Consider the following 22683-nt stretch of genomic DNA (forward strand, 5'->3'; position numbering starts at 1 on the left):
GTTGATGTAACGTTCCGGTTATTCCGCCAGCGTTTCTTTAACCAGCAGAAATGCCACCAGCGCGAGCAAGGCCGGCGCGGCCATGCACACCAGAATGAGGGGGACGCTGACGCCCGCGGCGAGCATGAACCCGGCAATGGCGGGGCCAACGATCGGGCCGACCCGGCCTATGGCGTAGATCACGCCCATGGCCGTCGAACGAAAACTCAAGGGATACAGCGAGCCGACATAGGGCAGGAGAATGCAGGTCGCGCCCATGGCCGCGAAGCCGGCGAAAAACATGCAGACCAAGGCGCCCAGCGGGTTCTGGATGACACCGATCAGTGAAATCGACACAAACAGAACCGGCATGTAGAGACAGAACACCGTGCGGTAGCCCATCCGGTCGGCCATCCATCCGGCCAGCGGGGTGGAGATGAAATTGCTGCAGGTGAACACCAGGATGAAGCTGATGCCGGTGGTCATCGAATAGCCGCGCTGGACCATCAGTTGCGCGATCCAGGTGGTCAGGGTGACGGCGATCATCATGATGCAGAGCATCCCGACGCCCAGGAACAGCGTGTTCCGTGCGTAGCCGCCCTGAAACAGGCTTTTCAGCGGCACCTTGGCGGCTGGAGCCTCGTTCAACACGTACTCGTCGCTATCGGCGAGGGCGAACCGAGGGTTGGCGTCTTGCAGAATCTGGCGGATGCGTGGGCGGTTGCCCTTCTTCACCAGGATCGACATCGATTCCGGCAGCCACACCGCCGCAACCGGCACCAGCAGAATCCCGACGAAGGTGCCGAGCAATATCGCGCGCCAGCCGAAGTTGCCGAGCAGCGCCATCGCCAACACGGCAGACACCAGCACGCCAACCGAGATGCCCGTATAGGACACACTCGACGCCATCGCCTTCCACTTGCCCGGTGTGTATTCGAACACCAGCGCCACGGCGATGGGCACAATGCCGGCCAGGCCGAAACCGGCGATGACACGGTAGAGGGCAAAGTCGACGATGCCCTGAGCCAGGCCGCAGGCGGCGGTGAAGGTGATGAACACCGCCAAGCCGATAAGCATCATCCGCTTGCGCCCGACGGCATCAGCCGCCACGCCGAACACGATAGCGCCAACCACGGCGCCCATATGCCCGACGCTGGCGAGGATCCCCGCCTCGGCCGGGCCCATCTTCATGTCCGCCATGATGGCCGGCAGCAAGGTGCCGAACAGCGCGCTGTCGATGCCGTCGAAGACGATCGCCAGGAAGCAGATCACTGCCACCCGCACGCTGAACGCGTTGAAGGTGCCACCTTCAATCACCTGGGTGACGTTCACTTGAGGTCTGCCGGCAATTGCCGCGGTGGTGAGATCAGTCATGGCATGCACTTCCCGAATACCAATTGTTCAGTCTGGACAGGAGTGTTCAAGGCCGGCTCGTCGGGCTGTACCTCGCTCACTTCGACGCACTCGGCCTGCGTGGCTGCGGGCAACAGAAAACGCGCCAGGGCCGGTATCAACACCAGAGCACCGAGCATGTTCCAGAGGAACATGAAGGCCAGCAGCAGCCCCATGTCGGCCTGGAACTTGATGCTGGAGAAGTGCCAGGTCGCTACCGCTGCCGCCAGCGTCACGCCGGTCAACAGCACTACCCGACCGGTGAATTGCAGCGCCGTGGCGTAGGCCTGTTTCAAGCTGGCGCCGGCGCGCATCCGGGCCAGGGTCACGCTCAGGACATACAGCGCGTAGTCAACGCCGATGCCCACGCCAAGGGCGATCACCGGCAGGGTCGCGACTTTCACGCCCATGCCCAGCACCACCATCAACGCCTCGGCCAGAACGGAGGTGAGCATCAGCGGCAGCATGGCCACCAGCACCGCGCGCCAGGAGCGGAAAGTGATGAAGCACAGCAGCGCCACCGCCCCGTAGACCAGGAACAGCATCTGGTACCAGGCCTTGTGCACGACGATGTTGGTGGTGGCGTCAATCCCCGCCGAGCCGGCCGCGAGCAGGAAGGTCGCGTCCTTGTCGTTGTTTTCCGCCGCAAAGCGCTCGACCCGGTCGACCACTTGCTGCAGCGTCTCGGCGCGGTGGTCGCGCAGGTAGGCGTACACCGTCAGCAGGTTGCACTCTTCGTTGTACAACTCGCGCGGCGCCCGGGCGGTGATGGTGTTGAGCATGCTCTGGTTGCCCGGCAGGTCGTACCACAGCGGGCTGCCTTCGTTCATGCCGACCATCAGGCGCCGTTGCAGGCGAGCGATCGACTGGGTCGACTCCACGCCCGGCAGGTCCATCAAGGCCCATTCGAGCTGGTCGACTCGGCGCAGCACGCCGTACTGGCTGCACGCGCCGTCGGGGGTCTTGACCATGACCGCGAACAGGTCGTTGCTGGCGCCGTAGTGGGTGGTCAGGTAGCTCACATCGCGGTTGTAGCGCGAGTCGGCCTGCAGTTCCGGCGCGCCGGGGTCGAGGTCGCCGACTTTCAGTTGGGTGCCGACCGCGATCCCCGCCACCGCCAGAACGGCCGCCACCGCGATGGCCAGCGTGGCCCGGCGGGTTTCGGTGAAGCGCACCAGCCAGACGAAGAACCCGTTGCTCTCCCCCGCCGCCGTGGCCGCTTCACTGCGCACAGCACGCTCGGCGGCTTTGCGGCTGACGCCGACGTAGCTCAACAGCACCGGCAGCAGGATCAGGTTGGAGATCACCAGGACCAGCACGCCCAGGCTGGCAGCGGTGGCCAGTTCGCGGATCACCGGGATATCGATCATCAGCAACACGGCGAAGCCCACGGCGTCAGCCAGCAGCGCAGTCAGGCCGGCCAGGAACAGGCGCCGGAAGGTGTAGCGTGCGGCAACGTAGCGGTGGGTACCGCGGCCGATGTCCTGGAGGATACCGTTCATTTTCTGCGCGCCATGGCTGATGCCGATCGCGAAAATCAGGAAAGGCACCAGCATCGAATACGGGTTCAGCGAATACCCCAGCAGCGGCAGCAGCCCCAGTTGCCAGAGCACGCCCGTCAGCGAAGTGATCACCACCAGCGCGGTGCTGATCGCGTCGCGGTTGTACAGGAACACCATCCCGGCACAAATGATCAGGGCGATGAAGAAGAACCCGATCACCTCCTGCATGCCATCCATGAGGTCGCCCGACAGCTTGGCAAAGCCGGTGATATGCAGGGCCACCTGGTCGCTGCCGAACCTGGCGCGCAGTTCTTCGAGTTGCGCGGACAGCGCCGCATAGTCCAGTGGCTGGCCGGACGCATCACGCTCCAGCAGCGGCACCTGCAACACCGTGGAGCCGCCATCGGCCGCGACCAACTGGCCAATCTCGCCGGAGCGCTGCACGTTCATGCGCAGCGCCTCGAGCTTGGCGGGCGAGCCGTCGTAATGGTCGGGAATCACCTGGCCACCGTCGAGGCCATCCTCGGTCACCGCAGTCCAGCGGACGTTGGGGGTCCACAGCGACTTCATGAACGGCCGGTCCACGCCCGGCAGCATGAACACCGCGTCGTTGATCTGGCGAAGGGTGTCGATATAGGCGGCGTTGTAGATGTTGCCCTGGCGCGCCTCGACGGCGATGCGGATCGAGTTGCCGAGGCCGGTGAGTTCTTTCTTGTTATCCAGGTAGTTGGTGATGTACGGGTGGTTGGTGGGAATCGTCTTCTCGAAACTGGCATTGAGCTTGAGGCTCAAGGCACTGATGCCGAGCATCACCGTAACCAGCACGCACAGCAGCAGCACCAGCTTGCGATGGTTGAAAACAGCACGTTCGAGTGCGGAACCCGAGCGCGGGTCGAAGTCTTCGAGCCGGCAAGCTGCGGGCTCGGGTGAGGTCACTGTAGTCATGGCGTAAGACTCGTTAGGGCGCGTCGCGTGATCATGGAAGTCGGTGTCGTCAGCCAAGCCGGGCAACCCCGGCAAGGCTGGTGGCAACCAGACCACCGTCGCTTGCTTCGACGAGGGAGGTCAGCGGGTCGCGCCGCGCAAGTGGCTGCTCGGCGAAACTGCCGCCACCGTCAGCGCTGACCAGCAATCGCCCGCCCTGCCCCAGTAACGCCACGCGGCCATCGTGCAGTTGCAGGGCCGAGAGGAGCGTCAACTGCGCGGGCAACTCGACCGGGGCAACCGCCAGGCTGTCCGGATCGATTCGGCACGCGGCGCCGAGCAACCCGGCGCAGACAAAACCACCCTTGCGCGTCGAGGTGACGGCGAACAAGGTGCGCCCGGCAGGTGAAGTCAGCGCCTGGAAGCTGGCACCGTCGTCGAGGCTGCGCATCAGCACGCCCTGCTCTCCGCTAATCACCCAGGTCTTGTCATGGCGGGCGACGGCGTAGAGGTGCATCCCCATGGGATTGACCAGCCGTTCCCGACAAGGCGTCCAGGTTTTGCCGCCATCGGTGGTGCTGGCGGCCAAACCGAAGGCACCGACGACCATGCCGTGCAGCGCGTCGGCAAAGCAGATCGACAGCAAGGGTTTGTCGGCACCGTCGGCCACCAGCCGCTCTGCCTCCGCAATATGGCGATCACGCCCGGAATCACTGGCAGGCAAGCCCCTGGCCTGAACCAGGGTTGCCTCGGCAAGCCCCACACCGTCGGTCTGCACAGCCCAGCTTTCGCCACCGTCGGTGGTGTGCAGCACCACACCGCTGTGACCGGCGATCCAACCCTGATGAGCATCGACGAAGCTCGCTGCGGTCAGCGTGACGCTGACCGGCACCTGTGCCTGGCGCCACTGACGACCACCGTCGTCAGACAGCACGACCAGCCCGCGCTCCCCCATGGCCACCAGCCGGTTACCGGCCGTAACCACCCGGGTCAACATGCCTTGTGCTGCTCGCGGGGTCATGCTGGCGGCTTGCTGCAAGGGGCCGCCCAGGATTGCCGAGCCCACTGTTACGGTGGTGGACGCCAGGACAGGCGCCAACAACGCCTGCAGCCCCACGCCCATCCCCAACAGCACTAGCGCCCGGCGCGAGCCGTCGATGCCTTCGTTATTGTTATTCATACTGCTTATCTCATCAGGGTTTGGTGTTCACGCTTGCTACCGCTTCAGCGCACGCCTTCTCCAGCCAGCGACTCAGGCGTGAAGAGGCGGTCCGGCATGGAGGCCTTGAGGTCCACCTGCTGGTTACGCGGGAAGTACGCGGATGCGAAGTAGCCACCACCGATGAGGTCGTAGGACATATAGCCCGCGACGATGGTGCCTGGCGCGGCCGGGAACACGGTCGGCAGGTTGTAGGTCACCTTCCACAGTTGCCCCTGGGCATCCCAGCGCTCGCCGGCGACAGCGATCCAGGTGTCTTCGTCGAGGTACACCCGCAGGCGCGGAATCACATGGCGCTGGCCGGCCTTGAGCGTGCCTTCCACAACCCAGACACGGTGCTGTTCGAAGCGCACGAAATCAGGGTTGACGGTTTGCGGCGACATCAACTTGTCGATCGATTCGGCCTGGTGGTAGCTGTTGGTGTTGTAGGGCACGTACATCTCTTTCTTGCCCACCAGCTTCCAGTCGTAGCGGCCGATAGACGAGGAATACACCTCGACCTCGTCGAAGTTGAGGATGCCGCCGGCTACCGGGCTCGGCACGTCGCAGCAGGTCAGCGGCAGGCGACGGACGCGGCGCTGGCCGGTCAGATAGACCCAGGTCTTGGAGTCCATGTCATTGATGTTCACGCGCTGCAGAAGAATCTCGCCGGCACGGATGGGCGGGCCCGAGGTGTCTACGCGGCGCACGACGATGTTGGAACCGGCGGCCTGCCATTTCTCCAGGTTGCTGTTCGGGTCGTAGTACGGGAACGAGCTTTTGGCCACGTTCTGCGACACCGGAATCACCTTGCCTTCGGGGGTGACCCGCGCCAGGCTCGGCGTGGTCTGGTAGCCGGGGCTGGTCCAGCGCAGCAGATGGTTCCAGATCGCCTCTTCGCCATTCTTCGGAATGGGGAACGGGACGCCGCCAAATGTGCCTTTCGGGTACGGCCCCAACTCGCCGCTGGGGTCCATGGTGGCCCGGGTGGCGTTGGCGAAGGTGTTGTCATACACCCACTGCGGCGCCGCGGCGGTGCGCCGGGTCGGGAACACCTGAACGTTGAAGCTCGGGAAGCGTTTCAACAGGCCCAGGGTGCCTTCGGTGAGCTTGTCCTTGTACTGCTCGGCGTTCTGTCCGGTGATGGTGATCAGCGGTTTGTCCTTGGCGAACAGGTCCGGAATCGCCGCCGAAGTCGCCGACGCGTCCACCGGGTAGCCGCCATCCCAGGCCGGGATCGAGCCGTCCTGGTTGCCGGCGCGCTCGGCGCCCAGCGGCGTCAGCGAAGATTTCAGCCGGGCCGCTTCTTCAGCCGATACAGCGGCGTGCACGGTGGGGGCTGCCATTGCGGCGCAGGCGAGCGCCAGCACGGTCATGCGGGTGAAAATGGTCATGGAATGTTCCCTTAGAAAGTGCGACGCAGCGACACGGAGACGAAATCCCGATCTTTCAGGGTTTGCTCGAAGGTGTAGGTGCTGTTGACGGCGGGATCAGTTGACGAATACGTGGCGGTGTTCTCGGCCCCGTAGTAGTGGGTGTAGGCCAGCGAGAAGTCCCATACCGTCAGGTAGTTGGCGGCCAGCGTGAAGGTCATGTCGCCACCGTCGTCGGGGCCCATGATCGCCACCGGCGACTTGCCGTGGTTGTAACCGACGGTGAAGGAAGGCGTCAGGTCCAGGCCGTCCAGCACGTTGCGCTGCGGGATTGAATACAGGGCGCGAACAGCCATCGCACGCCGATCCAGTTCCGGGTCCATGGCATTGCAGTTGCTGGTGCAACTGGTCAGCTGGTTGTACGCAACTTCCATCGAAAGGCTGGGCTCGCTGGACATGAAGTTGCGCGGCATGGTCCAGATCATCGACACGTTGGCATGGGCCGTGTTGCCGATGGCGTAAAACGCATGGTTGTTGTTGTCCGCCTGTTTGGTTCCCACCTCTTGCGGCAAGCTGGTCAACGGCGTATCGCGACGCACCGAGACTTCACCGGCGAAGTTGACCGAGTCCACGGTGGTGGTGGCACTGATGCCGTAGGCCTTGATGTCTTCCGGATAAACCCACTGGAAGGTCCCGAACCCGGCACCCGGAATCCCGGTGAAGCCTGCCCGGGAATACAGTACCGGCGTCTTGGCGTGGTAGCGGGTCGCATAAACGCCAAACTCCCACTCGCCCAACTGCGAGCGCAAGCCGAGGCCGTACTGGCCGCTGTCGCTGGCTTTGAGGTCCTGGCGGCGCGACAAGCCAACACCGGGCAGGCCCGGACCAAAGCGGATGCGCTCACCACCGTCACCGAAGAAGTCGTTGACCGAGAAGTAGCTGCCGGAGCCCGGAAGACGGGTCGCTTCCCAGTCGTACTGGTAGTAACCCATCACGGTCAGTTGCGGCGAGAACTGGATCTGGCCAGAGAACTGGCCGACCGGGCGGATGATTTCCTTGGTGGTCGAACCCGGGACCGACGCCGCCTTCACCGCATCGACCGGCGACTGGGTGCCGGCAATGGCGTTGGCGCCGAAGAACAGGCTTTCCCCCCACAGCACCGAGTGCTGCCCCAGGCGGCCGCTGACGCGTGCCGAGCCGATGTCGGCGCCACCGAACAGGAAGGCGTCGAGAATCTCGGCCTTCTTGCCGTGCAGCTCGGCCGTGTCATCGGTGAACTCGTTGTGGCGCGCCGACAGTGCGTTGGCGGTGGCAGGCGAGTCGTTGTCATTCTTGTGGTTGTAGACGTCGTCGTACCAGGCCGCACCGCTCACCCGGAAACCGAAATTGTCGCGGAACACCAGGTCCATCTCGGACAGCACGTCGAGGCGGTTGGAGATCAGGCGGCCAGCCTTGAAGTTGCGATCGCCGTCGTCGCCGTTGAGCGCCGCCGGGCCACCGCTACCGTCAGCCGGTGCCGGGGCGAATTGGGTCAGTCGGTCAGACGGGCTGTGAACCCGCAGGGCGGAGGAATATTTGATCGTGTTGTCCCAGCGCAGCTTGATGTCCGGGTTGCCGACATCGATGGCCGCAGCCAGTGAGTTGCCAGCCGCCAGCAGGCTGGTGGCGACCACCATGCAACGAAGGCTTTGGCGGTACACATCGTCTTGCGGCACTGCAAATCTTATTTTTATTATTTGCATGGTATTCACCTGGAGAGATTGTTTGACGCATTAACTTCTAACTACCGATATTCATTAACTCGCAGCAGCAGGCAGCCACAGCAACTTTCAGAAAGTTCCTCTTGGGTGGGGTGTGATATCCGGCGTTGGTTAATTACATGGGCAGTTGCAAGTTCAAACAACACAGACCCGTGGTCTCTGTGTGGGACCGAGTATAAGCAGGCACTTTCCGACACGAACAATGATTAATCCCGCTGGAGCGCAGCCGAATTTCTGATGGCAAGGATGGCGTTGGTCGAGTCGAGGATGGCGCGCACGAGCGCGCCCGCCCCCCCTGCAGGAGGCCCGGGAAGCGGCAGGAAATGATCAGCGGGATCAGCGTGAAACGAACAGGCTCAAGGCTGTTCGGCAGTACCCGCGCTCGCCAGGTGCATCGCCATTCTGTCGAACAGCAGCTTGACCCGGGTCAGCTCCAGGCGCGCGGCGGGCACCATGATTTTCACCCAGCGTTCGACCAGCGAAAACGGCTCCAGCACCGGCACCAGATGCCCGGCCTGCAACGCCTCAGCCACCACCGGCAGGGCCAGTTGCACAATGCCGTGGCCATCCCTTGCGGCGGTGCACAAATAGCCTTCGTCATTGGTGATCAGGACGGGGCGCACGTCCACCTCCACCCTGCCCTCAGGCGAGTTGAAGCACCAGATCGAACCGGCGATGGAGAACGTCAGGCAAGGGTGATCGACAAGATCGCGCGGGTGCCGCGGCGCCTCACAGCGCTCAAGGTACGCCGGGGCCGCGCACAGCAACCGGGGAAACGGCCGGATGACCTGTTCCACCACGTCGGCGTAGGCCATCTGGTCCATGCCCACCGAGATATCGAAGCCTTCTTCCGCCGGATTGCCGCCCCGATCCGAGGCGATGATCTCCAACTGCACCAGCGGGTTTTCGCTGCGAAAGGAGGTGAACAGTTCACCCAGGCCCTGGCGGATCAGAACGGCCGGAGCCTTGACCCTGATCGGTCCCTCGATGGCGCCAGGGCTGAGGATCGCCCCGCTGGCCATGTCCTGGTAGGCGCGCAGCAGGTGCCGCGCGTGGGTCAGGTAGCTTTGCCCGGTATCGGTCAGCGTCAGGCGCCGGGTCGAGCGGTCGAAGAAGGTCGTCTTGAAATCCCACTCCAGCTCATCGACGCGTTTCATGATGACCGAGGGCGAGGTGTGCAGCGTGCGCGCGGCAGCCGAGAAATTGCCGGTATCGGCGGTAACGACCAAAGCCTTCAACTTCAACAGCATGTCCATGGCGCAGCGCTCGGATTCAAAGGTTGAGTTCAGACTCAACGGCGCGACGGATTTCGGCTTTCGACCACAGGCGATCATGGTGCGCCTGGCATCCTGGCCCCAATGAACCGATGCCGTTGAGCACACACCAGTGCTCAAGGTAGAAAAGCGCAAAATCCGCGATGCTCAGGTGGTCGAAGAGCCAGTCCTTGCCGTTGATCTGTCGTTCTGCCCGGTCGAGCCCGGCCTGGAAAATCTTCAGGCCCTGGGCTTTGACCGCCGGGTGGTCTGCTTCGCTCGGCGCGAACTTCTCCGGCCGGCGAGCGCGAGTGTAGCCTTGCATGTGCACGGTAGATACCAGGTATTCGGCCATTTCCAGTACGCGAATCTCGCCTTCGATATCCGTCGGAATCAAATTCCGCTCCGGGTTCGTGCGCGCCAGATACAGCGCGATCACCGGGAACTCGGTGAGCAGCGAGCCGTCATCGCGGATCAGCGCGGGGACTTTGCCCTTTGGATTGATCCGGGTGTACGCCTCGAATTCCGGGGTGCCTGGCCGAGCGGCCTTTTCGATTTCGAACGGCTTGCCGATTTCCGCGAGCAAGGCATGGATGCCGATCTGGCAGGCGCCGGGAAGAAAATACAGTTTCATGGTTCACTCCATAAACAAGAGAGACGGGCCGTAATGGTCACTAGACGATGAAGGTTTCCAGCACGCCGATGCCCTGCACGCCGGCTTCCACGTAGTCGCCAGGCTTGAGGTACCAGGCCTGCGGATCGGGCTTGTGGTGCAAGGCCACGCCCTCCGGCGTACCGGTGCTGATCAGGTCGCCGGGCACCAGGCCGAAGCGTGACCAGAAGGCGACCAGGTGCGGAAAATCGAAGATCAGGTCGCGGCAATCGGACTGCTGGCGAAGCTCGCCGTTGACCTTCAGCCACAGCACCAGCGCGGTGGGGTCCGGCACCTCGTCGGCGGTGAGGATGTACGGGCCGATCGGGCCGAAACCGGGGTAGTTCTTGCCGAGCATGATCATGCCGTTCTGCATCTCGCGCAGTTGGCACTCCCGCGCGGACAGGTCGTTGAAAATCGTGTAGCCGAAGATGGCGCTGGCAGGATCGATATCGCTCTGGGCATCGATGGCCTTGCCCAGCACCAGGGCAATCTCGACCTCGTAGTCCAGGCTCTGCACATCGGCAGGCCGCTTGACCTGGCTCTTGTGCGGAACCAGCGTGCGCCCGAGCTTGATAAAGCCGGTGGGAAAGTCACTGTGCAGTTTGCTGGCACTGTTGCCTTGCTTCGACTCCAGCAGGTGCCGCCCGAAGTTGCGCCCCGCGCAGAACATCGACTTCTCGGGAACGGGCGTCAGCCAGTCGACGGTGTCCGGGTCGTCGATCCAGAGCGGGTCCTGGCGCGTCTCGGCCCAAGCGAGCAGTTCGCGGGTGGCGTCCATTGCCGCTGCGCCGCCCTCGATCAAGCCCATGACCGAACCCGGCGTCGCCGCGCCGCCTCGTACCGCGGCGGCCTTGGCAACATCCACCAGCAACTCGAGGCCCGAGGCTCTGGAAACGATACCGAGCCGCTCGGCCCCGTCCATGGAGCGGTAGCGTGCGATTTTCATGAGACAAGCCGAGCCAGCAGGTGCTTCAGCAGTTGCACCTCGCTGGGGTCCAGATCGCCTTGAACATCGGCTTCGCTCGACTTGCGAATGGCGATCAGCTCCAGCACCGCAGCACGCCCTGCCGGGGTCAGCCGAACAGCGACCTGGCCGTCGTCGCTATCGACTTCGTGCAGCAGGCCACGGCCGATCAGCTTCTGCACGATGGCGGCGGAAACACCCTGGCCACGGACCTTCTCGCTGCGCGCGACGATCTCCGGCACACACAGCCCGTCTTCCCGGCCAATGATGCTCAGCACGGCATATTCCTCTGCCGTCCAGCGATTGTCTTCGAGCTTTTCGATGACTTTCTGCCGGGTCTGGAAGTAGGCATTGGAGACCTGGTAGAGCAGGTCGTCGGAGGACAGGTTGCTGAACTCATCCAGGGCATCAGAGCGGGCGGCCTGCTTGGGCAACAACATGCCATAGCGCCCGCCATGGAACACCAGCGGCTTGCGCGCGGAGTGACTGAATTCGACGATCTCGCCAACGAAGATGACGTGATCACCGCCCTCATACTGGTACGCCAGTTTGCAGGTAAAGCGCGCCATGCAGTCCTGCAACAGCGGAATACCGTCCGGCCCGCGCTCAGGCGCAAGCCCTTCGAAGCGGTCGATGCCTTTGCTGGCGAAGCGCCCGGAAAGCGCCTCCTGATCGGCCGAGAGGATATGAACGGCGAAATGCCCGCTGCTGCGGAAGGCATCCATGTTCAAGGAGGTCCGCGCCAGGCTCCAGAGCACCATCGGCGGGTCCAGCGATACCGAAGAGAAGCTGTTGGCGGTCAAGCCGATATCGACGTTGTCCGGCCCGGCGGTGGTGACGATGGTCACTCCGGTGGCGAATGAGCCGAACGCGTCGCGCAAGGCGCGGCCGTCGAAGCTGGCGCCGGCCTTGGCCGGGGCTGTCTGCACTGCTGTCTGTGTCGTCACGGTGATACTCCACTCTTGTTGTTATCGACGCTGCACGCCGCACGGGACCACCGCATAAGTGGCCCCTTGCTACGCTACTTCTTGGCGGCAGCCCTGACGCGGGCCTTTTCTGCCAGGTAGGTTTCAAGCGTCGACAGCGGTCCTCGCTCGTGGGCGAGCTGCTGGGTGGCGACGCCGCCGAACGCGGTGGTCTCGTTGAACCAGGCCTCTTGCGGTGGCAAGCCCCAGCGCAGCGACAGACCCGGCTTGCGCACGTCCCACGCAACGGGCTCAACCTCGATATCGATCAGCAGGTAGTGATCACAGAACAGCTCCACGCGATGACCATCTGGATCACGCAGGTACACGAACAACACCCCGGCCGGGCCATGACGGCCCGGACCACGCTCGACCACATCACCCATGCCCAGGTTGCCGGCGACATCGCAAGCCCGCAGGATGCTGTGGGAATCGGTCACGGTGTAGGCGAAATGGTGCAGACGCGGGCCCGGGTTTTCCAGGAACACGATGTCCTGGGTGCCCGGTTTGCGGAACATGAAGGTCGCGATCAGCTTTTCATCGAGGGCCATGTACTCGGAAATGCGGAAACCCATTTCTGCGTAGAAATCGGTTTGCTCCTGCACATTCGGCACCTGGATCTGGTAGTGGTCGAAGCGCATCGCCGCGCCGCCCTTGAAGTCCTGGAACTGGGTGTACAGGCGCGGCGTGGTCGGCATGGTGGCGCAGAGTTGCACCGGGGTGCCGGCCGGGTCGTTGACCAGCAGCGTGCGCCCCTGGTGCGGAACTTCGATCCAGCGCGCCGGCAGGCCCTTGTTGCGGTAGAAGTGCTCGGCCTTGTCCAGCTCTTCTTCGGTGTAGACGCGAAAGCCGATCGCTTCGGCCTCTGGCGTACCGTCGTGACGCTTGATCACCAGGCTGTGGTGGCACACCTCTTCCAGGCCGCGGAAATACAGGGTATCGGCATCGCGCTCGGTGAGGACCAGGCCAATGACCTGCTCGTAGAAATCGCGGCTGGCTTCCAGGTCACGGGAGGTGATGATGGCGTGGCTGGAGCGGGTGACGTTGAATGGTGGGTAATAGACCGGTGTTGGCAATGGCATGGTAAGTCTCCTGGTGTCTGTTCAGAGCCGGGTGAAATCGGCTTCGTTGCTTAACTCAAGGGGGCCAGTCAACCGGCCGGTCATGTTGTACCAACCGATATTGAACAGCAGCGCCACGCTCTGCTTGGGGCCAAGGCGGTGGAAAACCCCTTCCCAGACCGAAGTGGCGACCTGCGCCGGCGCACGGGTCGCATCCCGCGCCAGGCGCAGTACGGCTTTCTCCAGTTCGGAAAACAGCGGGCTCTTTTCGAAGTCCCACAGGGCGAGCATCTGTTCCTTGCTCACGCCTTCCTTGATGGCGCGGTTCCAGTGGGGATCGTGTTCGTAGTGGGTGCCCATGGTCTGGCACGCCATCACGATGGCCATTTCACGCAGTCGAGGGTCGAGGCCATAGCCTTGGCGGACGGCGTCGGCCATGGGGATGAAGACGTCGAGGATCTCCGGGCAGATGGCCAGGGTCCGGAAGATCTGGGCGTTGGGTGCATGGCCGCGCTTGGCCTGAAGCAGGGCAAATGCTTCGGGCTCTTCGGCCGGGGTCGGCAGGTGAATACGGGGCATGTGGAACTCCGCACGTTGTTCTTGTTGTTTTTCCAATGCCGCAGCCTGGCTGCGGCATCCCGGGCATTACGTCGACTTATCTGCCGTTGATGCGCTGGTCCCATTCGCCATTGCGATCGAGGAACGCCCAGACGCGGTCTTGCGCCTCGCGTGCGCCCGGATAGCGCTCGCCGCGCATCTGGGCATTGCGCCATGGGTCGCCAGAGAAGAATTTTTCGTAGAGGTTCTGCCGCCCGGCGAAGGACGAGCAGGACGCATCCCAGGCCAGCCGCAACAGCTCCATCTTGCGCTCGGCGGGAATGTCGGCACCGGCGCAGTAACGGTCGATGATCGGGCCGTTTTCGCTGCGAAGGTCTTCGACGGTCGGCGCGACGACCACGTTGCCCGCACCGAGAAGCTGAAGGATTTCCAGCGCACGGGCATGCATCGCCGGGTACTGCGCACGGATTACGTTGAGCGGCTGCTCGTAGGGCACGACGGTGTCGCCCGGGCCTTTGATGCAGTCGATTTCCGCCACGCGGATCAACGCACGCAGGGTCTCGACGTAGGCCACCAGTTCGGACAGTTGCACCATCACGTTCGGGAAGCGGCTGTGGTTCACCTCCGTCAGGTTGTAGGCGATGCCCAGCAGGAACTCCATCTTGGCCAGGGAGCGGGTGGCGGACTGGTGCGAACCGTGGGGACCGGAAGGCGACTTCATCGCCGACTCGACGGCCTTGATGCTGCGGTACATGAACACCCGCTCCCACGGGATGAACGCTTCGTCGAACCACAGCACGGCGTCCATCTCGTCCATCCGCGCGGTCAGCGGGTCATTGGCGAAGTGGCCGTTGGTGGGGAAACCGGGACGGCAGATCATTTTCATCCCGGGGGTGTCGATGGCGCAGGCGAACCCGACTGCGTAGGCCTCGGCATCGTCCACCAGGGGGAATTTGGCGGCCGCCGGCATGATCAGCACTTCGTTGGCCAGAGGGCCCAAAGTAGCCACCGAGCGAGCCCCGGAGACGTAGATACCGGCATCGGATTCGCGCACCACGCGCATCACCATGTCACCGGGCTGTTCGAACATCTGCAGGCGTTTGTCGATATCCGGCGACACCAGCGAGTGGGTCAGCGCCAGGTCGTTCTCGCGGATGAATTCGTGGTAGTCGAGAATGTTGCGGCCAAATCGTTCGCCACCCGCCGCGAACAGTTCGTGGGCCGAGGCGTGAGCACTGACCATCACGTTGAGGAAGTCCGGGGTACGGCCCATCATCCCGCCTACGGCGTCCATCCAGGTCTTCATCATTTCGCGGCGCAGACGCAGATCGTCGGCGGAACGCGGCAGCATGAACGACCGGCCGACCCGCGCCCCGGAGGTTGGCGAGACGAAGGTCATCTTGTCCTGCTGGGCCGGGTCGCACTGGATGTCATACAGATCGGAGATGGACTGAACGGCGCCACGGAAACGACGATCGACCGTCACGTCCTTGATGCGCTCGCCGTCGATCCATACGGAACGACCATCGCGGAGCGAGTCGATATAGTCGGCACCGTTACGGACGCCTTTTCGTGCCCCACGCATGGCAATCGGATTTTTGTTGGTGTTGTAATCCATGGGTTTTGCTCCTGCATCAGCTACCGGGTTTCGAGCCTCAATGGTATTGAGCCGGGCCGGATTTAAGAATTTGTGATTTGGACCAGGAGCTGTTCCAAAACGGAAAAGACACAGCCCCAAGCGTCCGCAATCGCCGCTGGATTCAGAGACCGAATTCAACAGCCAGTGCGAGGATGCGTTGCGCACGAGCCATCACCGGCGCATCGATCATCCGCCCGTCGAGCACCACCACCCCACCGCCCGCCGCTTGCGCCAGACGGCTGACGGATTGCGCCCAGGCGATGTCCACCGCCGAGGGGGTAAAGGCCGCAGCGGCCGTGGTCACCTGGCTCGGGTGGATCAGCAACTGACCGCTGAAACCGTGTTGGCGCGCACGCCTGGCGTAGCGATCCAGGCCTGCGGCGTCGCCGATCGCCGTGAACACCCCATCGACCGGGGCAGGCAAACCCGCCCGCTGGCTGGCGAGCACCAGCAGTGCGCGCCAGGGCAGGAACACCAGTTCGTCGGGATCTGATTCGTCCGGAATCAGATCAAGCTCCACGGCCAGGTCCAGCTTGCCGAACGTCAGACGGGCGCAGCCCGGGGCTTCGGCCACCTGCGCCAGGGCATCGATGCCGAGTGCGGTCTCGACGATGCACAACACCGGTTTGCCACTGGTGTCATGGACGTGCTCCACCTGCTCGGCGCTTTCCGCCTTGGGCAGCATCACCCCGGCGACGCCAGGGTGGCGGCAGGTCTGCAAATCCTCCTCGTGCCATTGGGTACCGGCAGCATTGACCCTGACGGTGACGCGCTCATCGCGGTTGGCATCGAGCCACGCCAGCAAGGCCAGGCGTGCGGCCGGTTTTTCAGCGGGTGCAACGGCGTCTTCGAAGTCGACGATGATCACGTCCGCCCCGCTAGCCAGGGCCTTGCCGATGCGCTCAGGGCGGTTGGCCGGGACGAACAGGAAGGTCCGCGCCCGCCCGAGGTTCAATTGCCGGGTCGCCATCACACCACCTTCCTTTCGCGCAGGTCGGCGGCGCTGTCCGCATAGCCCAGTTCATGCAGGATCGCCGTCGTGTGTTCACCCAGCGCCGGCACCGGTCCCATGCGCGCGGGATGGTCGCCACCCATGCCCGGTGGTTGCAGCGCGGGCACAGGCCCGGCCGGCGTATCCACCTGGGTCCAGCGCTGGCGGGCCTCAAGCTGCGGGTGCTTCCACAGGTCAGCCATGGTGCTGACATTGGCATTGGCGATATCGGCGCCATCCAGCCGCGCCATGACCTCGTCGGCGGTCAGGTCGGCGAAGGTGTCCTCGATCAGGGCACGCACCAGCTCGCGGTTGGCGGTGCGCCGGGCATTGCTGGAAAACCGTTCGTCACTGGCAATCGCGGCGTCGCCCAGTACCTTGTCGCAGAACAACGCCCACTCGCGTTCGTTCTGCAGGCCCAGCATCACCGTGCGGCCATCGCCGGCGCGGAATGGCCCGTAGGGATAGATCGTCGCGTGCGAGGCACCGGTGCGCCGCGGCGGCTCCTGGCCCTGGTAGGCGTAGTACATCGGAAAGTTCATCCACTCGACCATCGCGTCGATCATCGCGATCTCGATGCGCCGGCCCCGCCCGGTTTTGCCGCGCTCGATCAGCGCGCCGAGAATATTGGTGTAGGCGTACATGCCGGCGGCGATGTCGGCAATCGAGATGCCGGCCTTGACCGGTTCATCCGGCGTGCCGGTGATCGACAGAAAACCCGCCTCGCTCTGGATCAACAGGTCGTAGGCCTTTTTGTGGGTGTACGGCCCGCCCTCGCCGTAACCGGAGATATCGCAGACGATCAGTTGCGGATGAGTCGGTGCCAACGCCTCGAACGACAGCCCCATGCGCGCCGCAGCGCCGGGGGCGAGGTTCTGCACCAGCACATCGGCGTCGGCCAGCAACGTCATCAGGATATCCATGGCCTCGGGCTGCTTGAGGTCCAGGGTCAGGCTTTCCTTGGAGCGGTTGACCCAGACGAAATGCGAGGCCAGGCCCTCGACGCGGTCGTCATAGGCGCGGGCGAAGTCGCCGCTGCCGGGGCGTTCGACCTTGATCACGCGGGCGCCCAGATCGGCCAGGTGGCGCGTGGCCAACGGTGCGGCGATGGCGTGTTCGAGCGACACCACGGTGACGCCTTCTAGCGCAAGAGGCGGTTTTTCGGTAGCCATGGCAGCTTCCTCAGAAAGAACGCGGCAGCCCGAGCAGGTGCTCGGCGACGTAGGCGTAGATCAGGTTGGTGGAGATCGGCGCGACCTGATAAAGGCGGGTCTCGCGGAACTTGCGCTCGATGTCGTATTCGTTGGCGAAGCCGAAGCCGCCGTGGGTCTGCAGGCAAACGTTGGCAGCTTCCCAGGAGGCTTTCGCCGCCAGGTACTTGGCCATGTTGGCCTGGGCACCGCAGGGCTGATTGGCATCGAACAACTGGCAGGCCTTGAAGCGCATCAGGTTGGCGGCTTCGATCTCGATGAAGGCATCGGCAATCGGGAACTGCACCCCCTGGTTCTGTCCGATCGGACGGTCGAACACCACGCGCTCGTTGGCGTACTTCACCGCGCGCTCCATGAACCAGTAACCGTCGCCGATGCATTCAGCGGCAATCAGCGTGCGCTCGGCATTGAGCCCGTCGAGGATGTACTTGAAGCCCTTGCCCTCCTCGCCGATCAGGTTCTCTTCGGGAATCTCCAGGCTGTCGAAGAACAGCTCGTTGGTCTCGTGGTTGACCATGTTGGGGATCGGCTGCACGGTGAGGCCCTTGCCGATCGCGTCCTTGAGGTCGACGATGAAAATCGACATGCCCTCGGATTTCTTCTTCACCTCAGTGAGCGGCGTGGTCCGCGCCAGCAGGATCATCAGGTCGGAGTGCTGCACCCGCGAGATCCAGACTTTCTGGCCACTGACGACGTAGCGCCCGTCCTTCTTCACCGCGTTGGTCTTGATCTTGGTGGTGTCGGTACCGGTCGTGGGCTCGGTCACCGCCATCGACTGGATACGCAACTCCCCCGCCGCGATCTTCGGCAGGTATTTCTCCTTCTGCGCCCGGCTGCCGTTACGCAGCAGCGTGCTCATGTTGTACATCTGCCCGTGTACCGCGCCGGAGTTGCCGCCCGAGCGGTTGATCTCTTCCATGATCACCGACGCTTCGGTCAGGCCCAGGCCGGAACCGCCGTACTCTTCGGGGATCATCGCGGCGAGCCAGCCGGCGCCGATCAGCGCATCGACAAAGGCTTCCGGGTAGTCGCGCTGTTCGTCGATCTTGCGAAAGTACTCGTCCGGAAACTCGCGGCACAGGGCGCGTACGGCGTCACGGATTTCCTGATGTTCGTCGGGGGCATAGAGCATGGTCATGGTGGTTTCCTGTCGTGTTTTGAGGGATCGCGGCAAGGCGAAGCCCTTGGCGCTCCTGTACAGGGCGCCGGCTTGAAATTCGGGGTGGGTTTGGCGGATCAGTCGAAGCTGAGGTCAGCCTTCATCGAAAGGCGGCCATCGCAGTCGGTCCACAATGCTGCGCTGTCCGGGCCGGTGAGTTCACCGCACAGATCGAACGCCGTGGTCGCGAACAGCGGGCCGACCGCCCTGAACGCAAACTGGCGCACGCGCTTGGCGGGATGGGCGGCGCGGAACGCTTCGAGCAGCAGGGTGGCGGCCAGCGGACCATGCACGACCAGGCCGGGATAGCCTTCTTCCGCGGTCGTATAGGGCTGGTCGTAGTGGATGCGATGGCCGTTGAACGTCAGCGCCGAATAGCGGAACAGCAACACCGGATCGGGCTGGATACGCCCGCCAAACTCCGCGCAACCTTCGACCGGTGCCCCGGCAAGTGGCGTGGTGCCCACGGTCGGCTGGCGATAGACGATGTCTTGTTCTTCAACCAGGCACAGGCCGCGCTCGCCGGTGATCGAGTGCTCCACGGTGACAAACACCAGCTCGCCATTGCGCCCGCTCTTGCGCTCGCAGCGGGCGATACGCGAAGTCCGCTCGACCGCCTCGCCAACCCACAGAGGCTGAATGAACGTCAGGCGGCCGCCCGCCCACATGCGGTTGGGCAGTGCTATCGGCGGCAGGAAGCCGCCCCGCTGCGGGTGGCCATCGACACCGATTTCGCTGCGTCGGGCCTTGGGCGTGAAATACACCCAGTGCCACAGCGGCGGTAACTCGGCACCGGTTGCAAAGCCGTCGGGATCGAGGTCCAGTGTGGCGGCCAACGCCTGGGCAATGCGCTCATCGATACGATCGGTGCGCCGCTCCTCGCGGCCCAGCCATTGGGTCAGATTCAGCGCAGGTTGCTCGTCGCGAGTCGCTTCAGTGCAGCCATTCATGGTTGTCTCCTCCGTCGCGTGTCTTGTTATGCGTGATCCAGCCTTCAGCGCCGCGCAGCGGGCAGGTCGGTACACGTGCCATGGGCGACTTCCGCCGCCATGCCGACGGTCTCGCCGAGGGTCGGATGGGGGTGGATGGTCTTGCCGATATCCACGGCATCGGCGCCCATCTCGATGGCCAGGCACACCTCGCTGATCAGGTCGCCCGCCCCGGTGCCGACGATGCCGCCGCCCACCACACGGCGCGTCTCGGTGTCGAACAGCAACTTGGTGAAGCCTTCATCGCGGCCGTTGGCAATCGCCCGTCCTGACGCGGCCCACGGGAACACCGCCGTTTCAACGCTGAGGCCTTTGGCCTTGGCTTCCTGCTGGGTGATGCCGGCCCAGGCTACTTCCGGATTGGTGTAGGCAACGCCCGGAATCTGCAAGGCATCGAAGACGCTGCGTGCAAGGTCAGGGTTGTTTTGCGCCTCGCCTGCCGCCACTTCAGCAGCGACATGGCCCTCGTGAACCGCTTTGTGCGCCAGCATCGGTTGGCCAACGATGTCGCCAATCGCGAAGATATGCGGCACGTTGGTGCGCAGTTGCTTGTCCACGGCGATGAAGCCGCGCTCGCCGACGACGACACCCGCCTTGTCGGCATCGATCTGGTCGCCATTGGGCCTGCGTCCCACGGCCACCAGGACCAGGTCGTAGCACTGGGCTTGCGCGGGGGCCTTTTCACCTTCGAAGCTGACCCGGATGCCCTGCTCGGTCGCCTCGGCGCTGGCCGTGCGGGTGTTCAACATGACGTTGTCGAAACGGTGGCTGTTGTACTTTTCCCAGACCTTCACCAGATCGCGATCAGGCCCTTGCATCAGGCCGTCGAGCATTTCGACCACGTCGATACGCGCGCCCAGTGCCGAGTAGACCGTCGCCATCTCCAGCCCGATAATCCCGCCGCCCACCACCAGCATGCGCTTGGGCACGGCCCGCAGTTGCAGCGCCCCGGTGGAGTCGACGATGCGCGGATCGTCAGGCATGAACGGCAGCTTCACCGGCTGGCTGCCGGCGGCGATCACGCACTGCTTGAAGCGGATGACCCGCTTTTCGCCGGTCTGCTCACGGCCGGCGCCGGAAACAACTGCAACCTCAAGATGGTGTGGATCGAGGAAGCGCCCCACGCCACGCACCACCTCGACCTTGCGCGCCTTGGCCATGCCCGCGAGCCCGGAGGTGAGCTTGTTGACCACCGATTCCTTGTGCGCCCGCAGCTTGTCGAGATCGACGGCCGGATCGGCAAAGCCGACACCCAGGGCTTTTAGGTGGGGGACCTCCTCCATCACCGACGCGATATGCAGCAAGGCCTTGGAGGGAATGCAGCCGACATTCAGGCATACCCCGCCCAGCGAGGCATAGCGCTCGACCACGATGGTTTTCTGCCCAAGATCCGCCGAACGGAACGCGGCGGAGTAACCGCCGGGCCCGCCGCCGAGGACCAGCACATCGCATTCCAGGTCTGCCCCACCCGCACGGGCTGGCGACGGAGCCGCGACCGGCGCAAGCGGCGCGGCGCGTTGTTCGGTTTCCAGTATCAACAACAACGTGCCCTCGGCCACCTTGTCGCCGACCGCTATTCGCACGTCCTTGACCACACCGGCCGCCGACGCCGGCACATCCATCGTTGCCTTGTCGGACTCCAGCACACAGACCGGATCGTTGACGTTCAGCACATCGCCAACCTTGACCAACACCTCGATCACCGGCATGGCGGCCGCATCACCGATAGCCGGCATCAGTACTTCTATCACCTGACTCATGAGCAGCCCCTCAAAGCGTAATCCGACGAAAATCAGCCAGCAGAGCCGCCAGGTGCTGAAGGAAACGTGCCGCGGCAGCGCCATCCACCACGCGGTGATCCCAGGACAACGCCATCGGCAAGATCAGCCGCGGCGCAAAACCGCTGCCATCCCAGACCGGCTTCATTTGCGAGCGGGTGACTCCGAGAATGGCCACTTCCGGCGCGTTGATGATCGGGCTGAAGCCGGTGCCGCCAATGCCGCCGAGGCTGGAAACGGTAAAGGTGCCGCCGGTCATGTCGGCGGGGCCCAACTTGCCGTCGCGGGCTTTTCTAGCCAGCTCGCCGCATTCGACGGCGATCTGGCCAATGCCTTTCTGGTCGGCATCGCGAATCACCGGCACCACCAGCCCGTTCGGCGTGTCGGCCGCAAAACCGATGTGGTAGTAGTGCTTGAGCACCAGGACCGGCTCACCGTCTTCATTACCCAGTGAACTGTTGAACTGCGGGAAGGCTTTCAGCGTTGCGACCGCGGCCTTGATGAGGAACGCCAGCAAGGTGTACTTGATCGCCTCCTTGCCGCCTTCCGCGTTGAGCTGCACACGAAACGCTTCGAGCCCGGTGATGTCGGCCTCTTCGTTGTTGGTGACGTGGGGGATCATTACCCAGTTGCGCGCCAGGTTGGCGCCGGAGATCTTCTTGATCCGCGACAGCGCGACCTTCTCGATGGCGCCGAACCTGGAGAAGTCGACGTTCGGCCATGGCAACAGGTCGAGCCCGCTCCCGCCGCCGCTCGAACCCGAGGCAACAGCGCTTTCCAGGCGAACCAGAGCGTCCTTGATGAAGCGCTCGACATCCTCGCGCAGGATTCGCCCGCCCTTGCCGGTAGCCGCTACCCGCGTGACATCCACACCCAATTTGCGCGCATAACCGCGAACCGATGGACTGGCATGAGGCTTCACGCCGAGGGTGGTCACTGCCGGCGCAGGCACGGCGGCAACGGGCGCTACGGGCGCAGCGGGTATTGCGGCTACAGGTGCCGGCGCAGGCACAGCCGGGGCACTGCTTGCCGGCGCAACTGGCGCTTCATTTGCGGCCATCTGCAAGGTGAGCATGGCACTGCCCCTGGATACCCGATCACCCACCTTGAGGCTGATCGACACCACGGTGCCGGCAGCCGGGCTCGGTACGTCCATGGATGCCTTGTCCGACTCCAGGGTCAGCAAGGGGTCATCGAACGCCACGGTATCGCCCGGTTTCACCAATACATCGATCACCGGGAGGTCTTTGAAGTCCCCGATGTCAGGGACCTGAATTTCTCTGATTTCACTCATGACTAAACGCCGTCAGGAAAGGGGTCCGTTCCACCTGC

The 22683-nt window shown here is 63.8% G+C and carries 18 protein-coding genes; all 18 read right to left on the reverse strand.

From position 1 onward, the window contains the following. Positions 1-18: 18 nt before the first annotated feature. The 18 genes from NTD88_RS04740 to aceF all read right to left on the reverse strand — a co-directional run bounded on the left by NTD88_RS04740 (position 19) and on the right by aceF (position 22645). Complete coding sequence (locus tag NTD88_RS04740; protein ID WP_262155607.1) at positions 19-1353, reverse strand: MFS transporter; 1335 nt, start codon at positions 1351-1353, stop codon at positions 19-21. After that, complete coding sequence (locus tag NTD88_RS04745; protein WP_095156581.1) at positions 1350-3818, reverse strand: efflux RND transporter permease subunit; 2469 nt, start codon at positions 3816-3818, stop codon at positions 1350-1352. Before NTD88_RS04745 ends, NTD88_RS04740 begins: the two co-directional genes overlap by 4 nt. 49 nt (positions 3819-3867) lie before the next feature. Further along, entirely contained in the window at positions 3868-4977 is a 1110-nt protein-coding gene (locus NTD88_RS04750) for a WD40/YVTN/BNR-like repeat-containing protein (RefSeq protein ID WP_262155606.1), read from the reverse strand. Between the two features lie 44 nt (positions 4978-5021). Then, on the reverse strand, positions 5022-6389 hold the full coding sequence (locus tag NTD88_RS04755; protein WP_095156579.1) for a DUF1329 domain-containing protein: 1368 nt from the start codon (positions 6387-6389) through the stop codon (positions 5022-5024). Between the two features lie 11 nt (positions 6390-6400). Further along, complete coding sequence (locus NTD88_RS04760) at positions 6401-8083, reverse strand: DUF1302 domain-containing protein (RefSeq protein ID WP_256587764.1); 1683 nt, start codon at positions 8081-8083, stop codon at positions 6401-6403. A gap of 401 nt (positions 8084-8484) precedes the next feature. Continuing rightward, positions 8485-9378, reverse strand: coding sequence for a LysR family transcriptional regulator (locus NTD88_RS04765; RefSeq protein ID WP_262155617.1), 894 nt, complete (start codon positions 9376-9378; stop codon positions 8485-8487). Between the two features lie 22 nt (positions 9379-9400). Then, positions 9401-10015 carry a glutathione S-transferase family protein gene (locus tag NTD88_RS04770; RefSeq protein WP_262155605.1) on the reverse strand — a complete coding sequence of 205 codons (615 nt, stop codon included), beginning with the start codon at positions 10013-10015 and terminating at the stop codon, positions 9401-9403. Positions 10016-10055: 40 nt separating this feature from the next. Beyond that, positions 10056-10982, reverse strand: coding sequence for a fumarylacetoacetate hydrolase family protein (locus tag NTD88_RS04775; RefSeq protein ID WP_262155604.1), 927 nt, complete (start codon positions 10980-10982; stop codon positions 10056-10058). Beyond that, a complete protein-coding gene (locus tag NTD88_RS04780) occupies positions 10979-11947 on the reverse strand; it encodes a flavin reductase (protein ID WP_095156574.1) in 969 nt (322 codons plus the stop codon). The genes NTD88_RS04775 and NTD88_RS04780 overlap by 4 nt, the downstream gene beginning before the upstream one ends. 74 nt (positions 11948-12021) lie before the next feature. Beyond that, positions 12022-13047, reverse strand: a complete 1026-nt coding sequence (locus NTD88_RS04785) for a VOC family protein (protein WP_095156573.1) — start codon at positions 13045-13047, stop codon at positions 12022-12024. Between the two features lie 21 nt (positions 13048-13068). Next, a complete protein-coding gene (locus NTD88_RS04790) occupies positions 13069-13605 on the reverse strand; it encodes a carboxymuconolactone decarboxylase family protein (protein ID WP_095156572.1) in 537 nt (178 codons plus the stop codon). 76 nt (positions 13606-13681) lie between these two features. Continuing rightward, positions 13682-15202: a 4-hydroxyphenylacetate 3-hydroxylase family protein gene (locus NTD88_RS04795; protein WP_095156571.1), complete on the reverse strand. Its 1521-nt coding sequence runs from the start codon at positions 15200-15202 to the stop codon at positions 13682-13684. Between the two features lie 142 nt (positions 15203-15344). Continuing rightward, positions 15345-16193 (reverse strand): HpcH/HpaI aldolase/citrate lyase family protein, encoded by an 849-nt coding sequence (locus NTD88_RS04800; RefSeq protein WP_262155603.1) that lies wholly within the window; start codon positions 16191-16193, stop codon positions 15345-15347. Then, on the reverse strand, positions 16193-17386 hold the full coding sequence (locus NTD88_RS04805; RefSeq protein ID WP_262155602.1) for a CaiB/BaiF CoA transferase family protein: 1194 nt from the start codon (positions 17384-17386) through the stop codon (positions 16193-16195). Before NTD88_RS04805 ends, NTD88_RS04800 begins: the two co-directional genes overlap by 1 nt. Before the next feature lie 10 nt (positions 17387-17396). Further along, positions 17397-18557, reverse strand: a complete 1161-nt coding sequence (locus NTD88_RS04810; protein WP_262155616.1) for an acyl-CoA dehydrogenase family protein — start codon at positions 18555-18557, stop codon at positions 17397-17399. A 104-nt stretch (positions 18558-18661) separates the two neighbouring features. Then, positions 18662-19534, reverse strand: a complete 873-nt coding sequence (locus NTD88_RS04815; RefSeq protein WP_262155601.1) for a MaoC family dehydratase N-terminal domain-containing protein — start codon at positions 19532-19534, stop codon at positions 18662-18664. Positions 19535-19578: 44 nt separating this feature from the next. Continuing rightward, positions 19579-21333, reverse strand: a complete 1755-nt coding sequence (gene lpdA, locus NTD88_RS04820; protein WP_262155600.1) for a dihydrolipoyl dehydrogenase — start codon at positions 21331-21333, stop codon at positions 19579-19581. A 10-nt stretch (positions 21334-21343) separates the two neighbouring features. Beyond that, on the reverse strand, positions 21344-22645 hold the full coding sequence (gene aceF, locus NTD88_RS04825) for a dihydrolipoyllysine-residue acetyltransferase (protein WP_095156566.1): 1302 nt from the start codon (positions 22643-22645) through the stop codon (positions 21344-21346). Positions 22646-22683 lie beyond the last annotated feature (38 nt).

The sequence above is a fragment of the Pseudomonas sp. 20P_3.2_Bac5 genome (genome assembly GCF_025466035.1).
Lineage (GTDB): Bacteria > Pseudomonadota > Gammaproteobacteria > Pseudomonadales > Pseudomonadaceae > Aquipseudomonas.

Bases quoted from the DNA above. Each gene is read 5' to 3' on its own strand.
- NTD88_RS04785 (WP_095156573.1), bottom strand. From the start codon at position 13,047: ATGCCATTGCCAACACCGGTCTATTACCCACCATTCAACGTCACCCGC.
- NTD88_RS04795 (WP_095156571.1), bottom strand. From the start codon at position 15,202: ATGGATTACAACACCAACAAAAATCCGATTGCCATGCGTGGGGCACGA.
- lpdA (WP_262155600.1), bottom strand. From the start codon at position 21,333: ATGAGTCAGGTGATAGAAGTACTGATGCCGGCTATCGGTGATGCGGCC.
- aceF (WP_095156566.1), bottom strand. From the start codon at position 22,645: ATGAGTGAAATCAGAGAAATTCAGGTCCCTGACATCGGGGACTTCAAA.
- NTD88_RS04810 (WP_262155616.1), bottom strand. From the start codon at position 18,557: ATGCTCTATGCCCCCGACGAACATCAGGAAATCCGTGACGCCGTACGC.
- NTD88_RS04765 (WP_262155617.1), bottom strand. From the start codon at position 9,378: ATGCTGTTGAAGTTGAAGGCTTTGGTCGTTACCGCCGATACCGGCAAT.
- NTD88_RS04790 (WP_095156572.1), bottom strand. From the start codon at position 13,605: ATGCCCCGTATTCACCTGCCGACCCCGGCCGAAGAGCCCGAAGCATTT.
- NTD88_RS04815 (WP_262155601.1), bottom strand. From the start codon at position 19,534: ATGAATGGCTGCACTGAAGCGACTCGCGACGAGCAACCTGCGCTGAAT.
- NTD88_RS04755 (WP_095156579.1), bottom strand. From the start codon at position 6,389: ATGACCATTTTCACCCGCATGACCGTGCTGGCGCTCGCCTGCGCCGCA.
- NTD88_RS04750 (WP_262155606.1), bottom strand. From the start codon at position 4,977: ATGAATAACAATAACGAAGGCATCGACGGCTCGCGCCGGGCGCTAGTG.
- NTD88_RS04775 (WP_262155604.1), bottom strand. From the start codon at position 10,982: ATGAAAATCGCACGCTACCGCTCCATGGACGGGGCCGAGCGGCTCGGT.
- NTD88_RS04740 (WP_262155607.1), bottom strand. From the start codon at position 1,353: ATGACTGATCTCACCACCGCGGCAATTGCCGGCAGACCTCAAGTGAAC.
- NTD88_RS04805 (WP_262155602.1), bottom strand. From the start codon at position 17,386: ATGGCTACCGAAAAACCGCCTCTTGCGCTAGAAGGCGTCACCGTGGTG.
- NTD88_RS04770 (WP_262155605.1), bottom strand. From the start codon at position 10,015: ATGAAACTGTATTTTCTTCCCGGCGCCTGCCAGATCGGCATCCATGCC.
- NTD88_RS04800 (WP_262155603.1), bottom strand. From the start codon at position 16,193: ATGGCGACCCGGCAATTGAACCTCGGGCGGGCGCGGACCTTCCTGTTC.
- NTD88_RS04745 (WP_095156581.1), bottom strand. From the start codon at position 3,818: ATGACTACAGTGACCTCACCCGAGCCCGCAGCTTGCCGGCTCGAAGAC.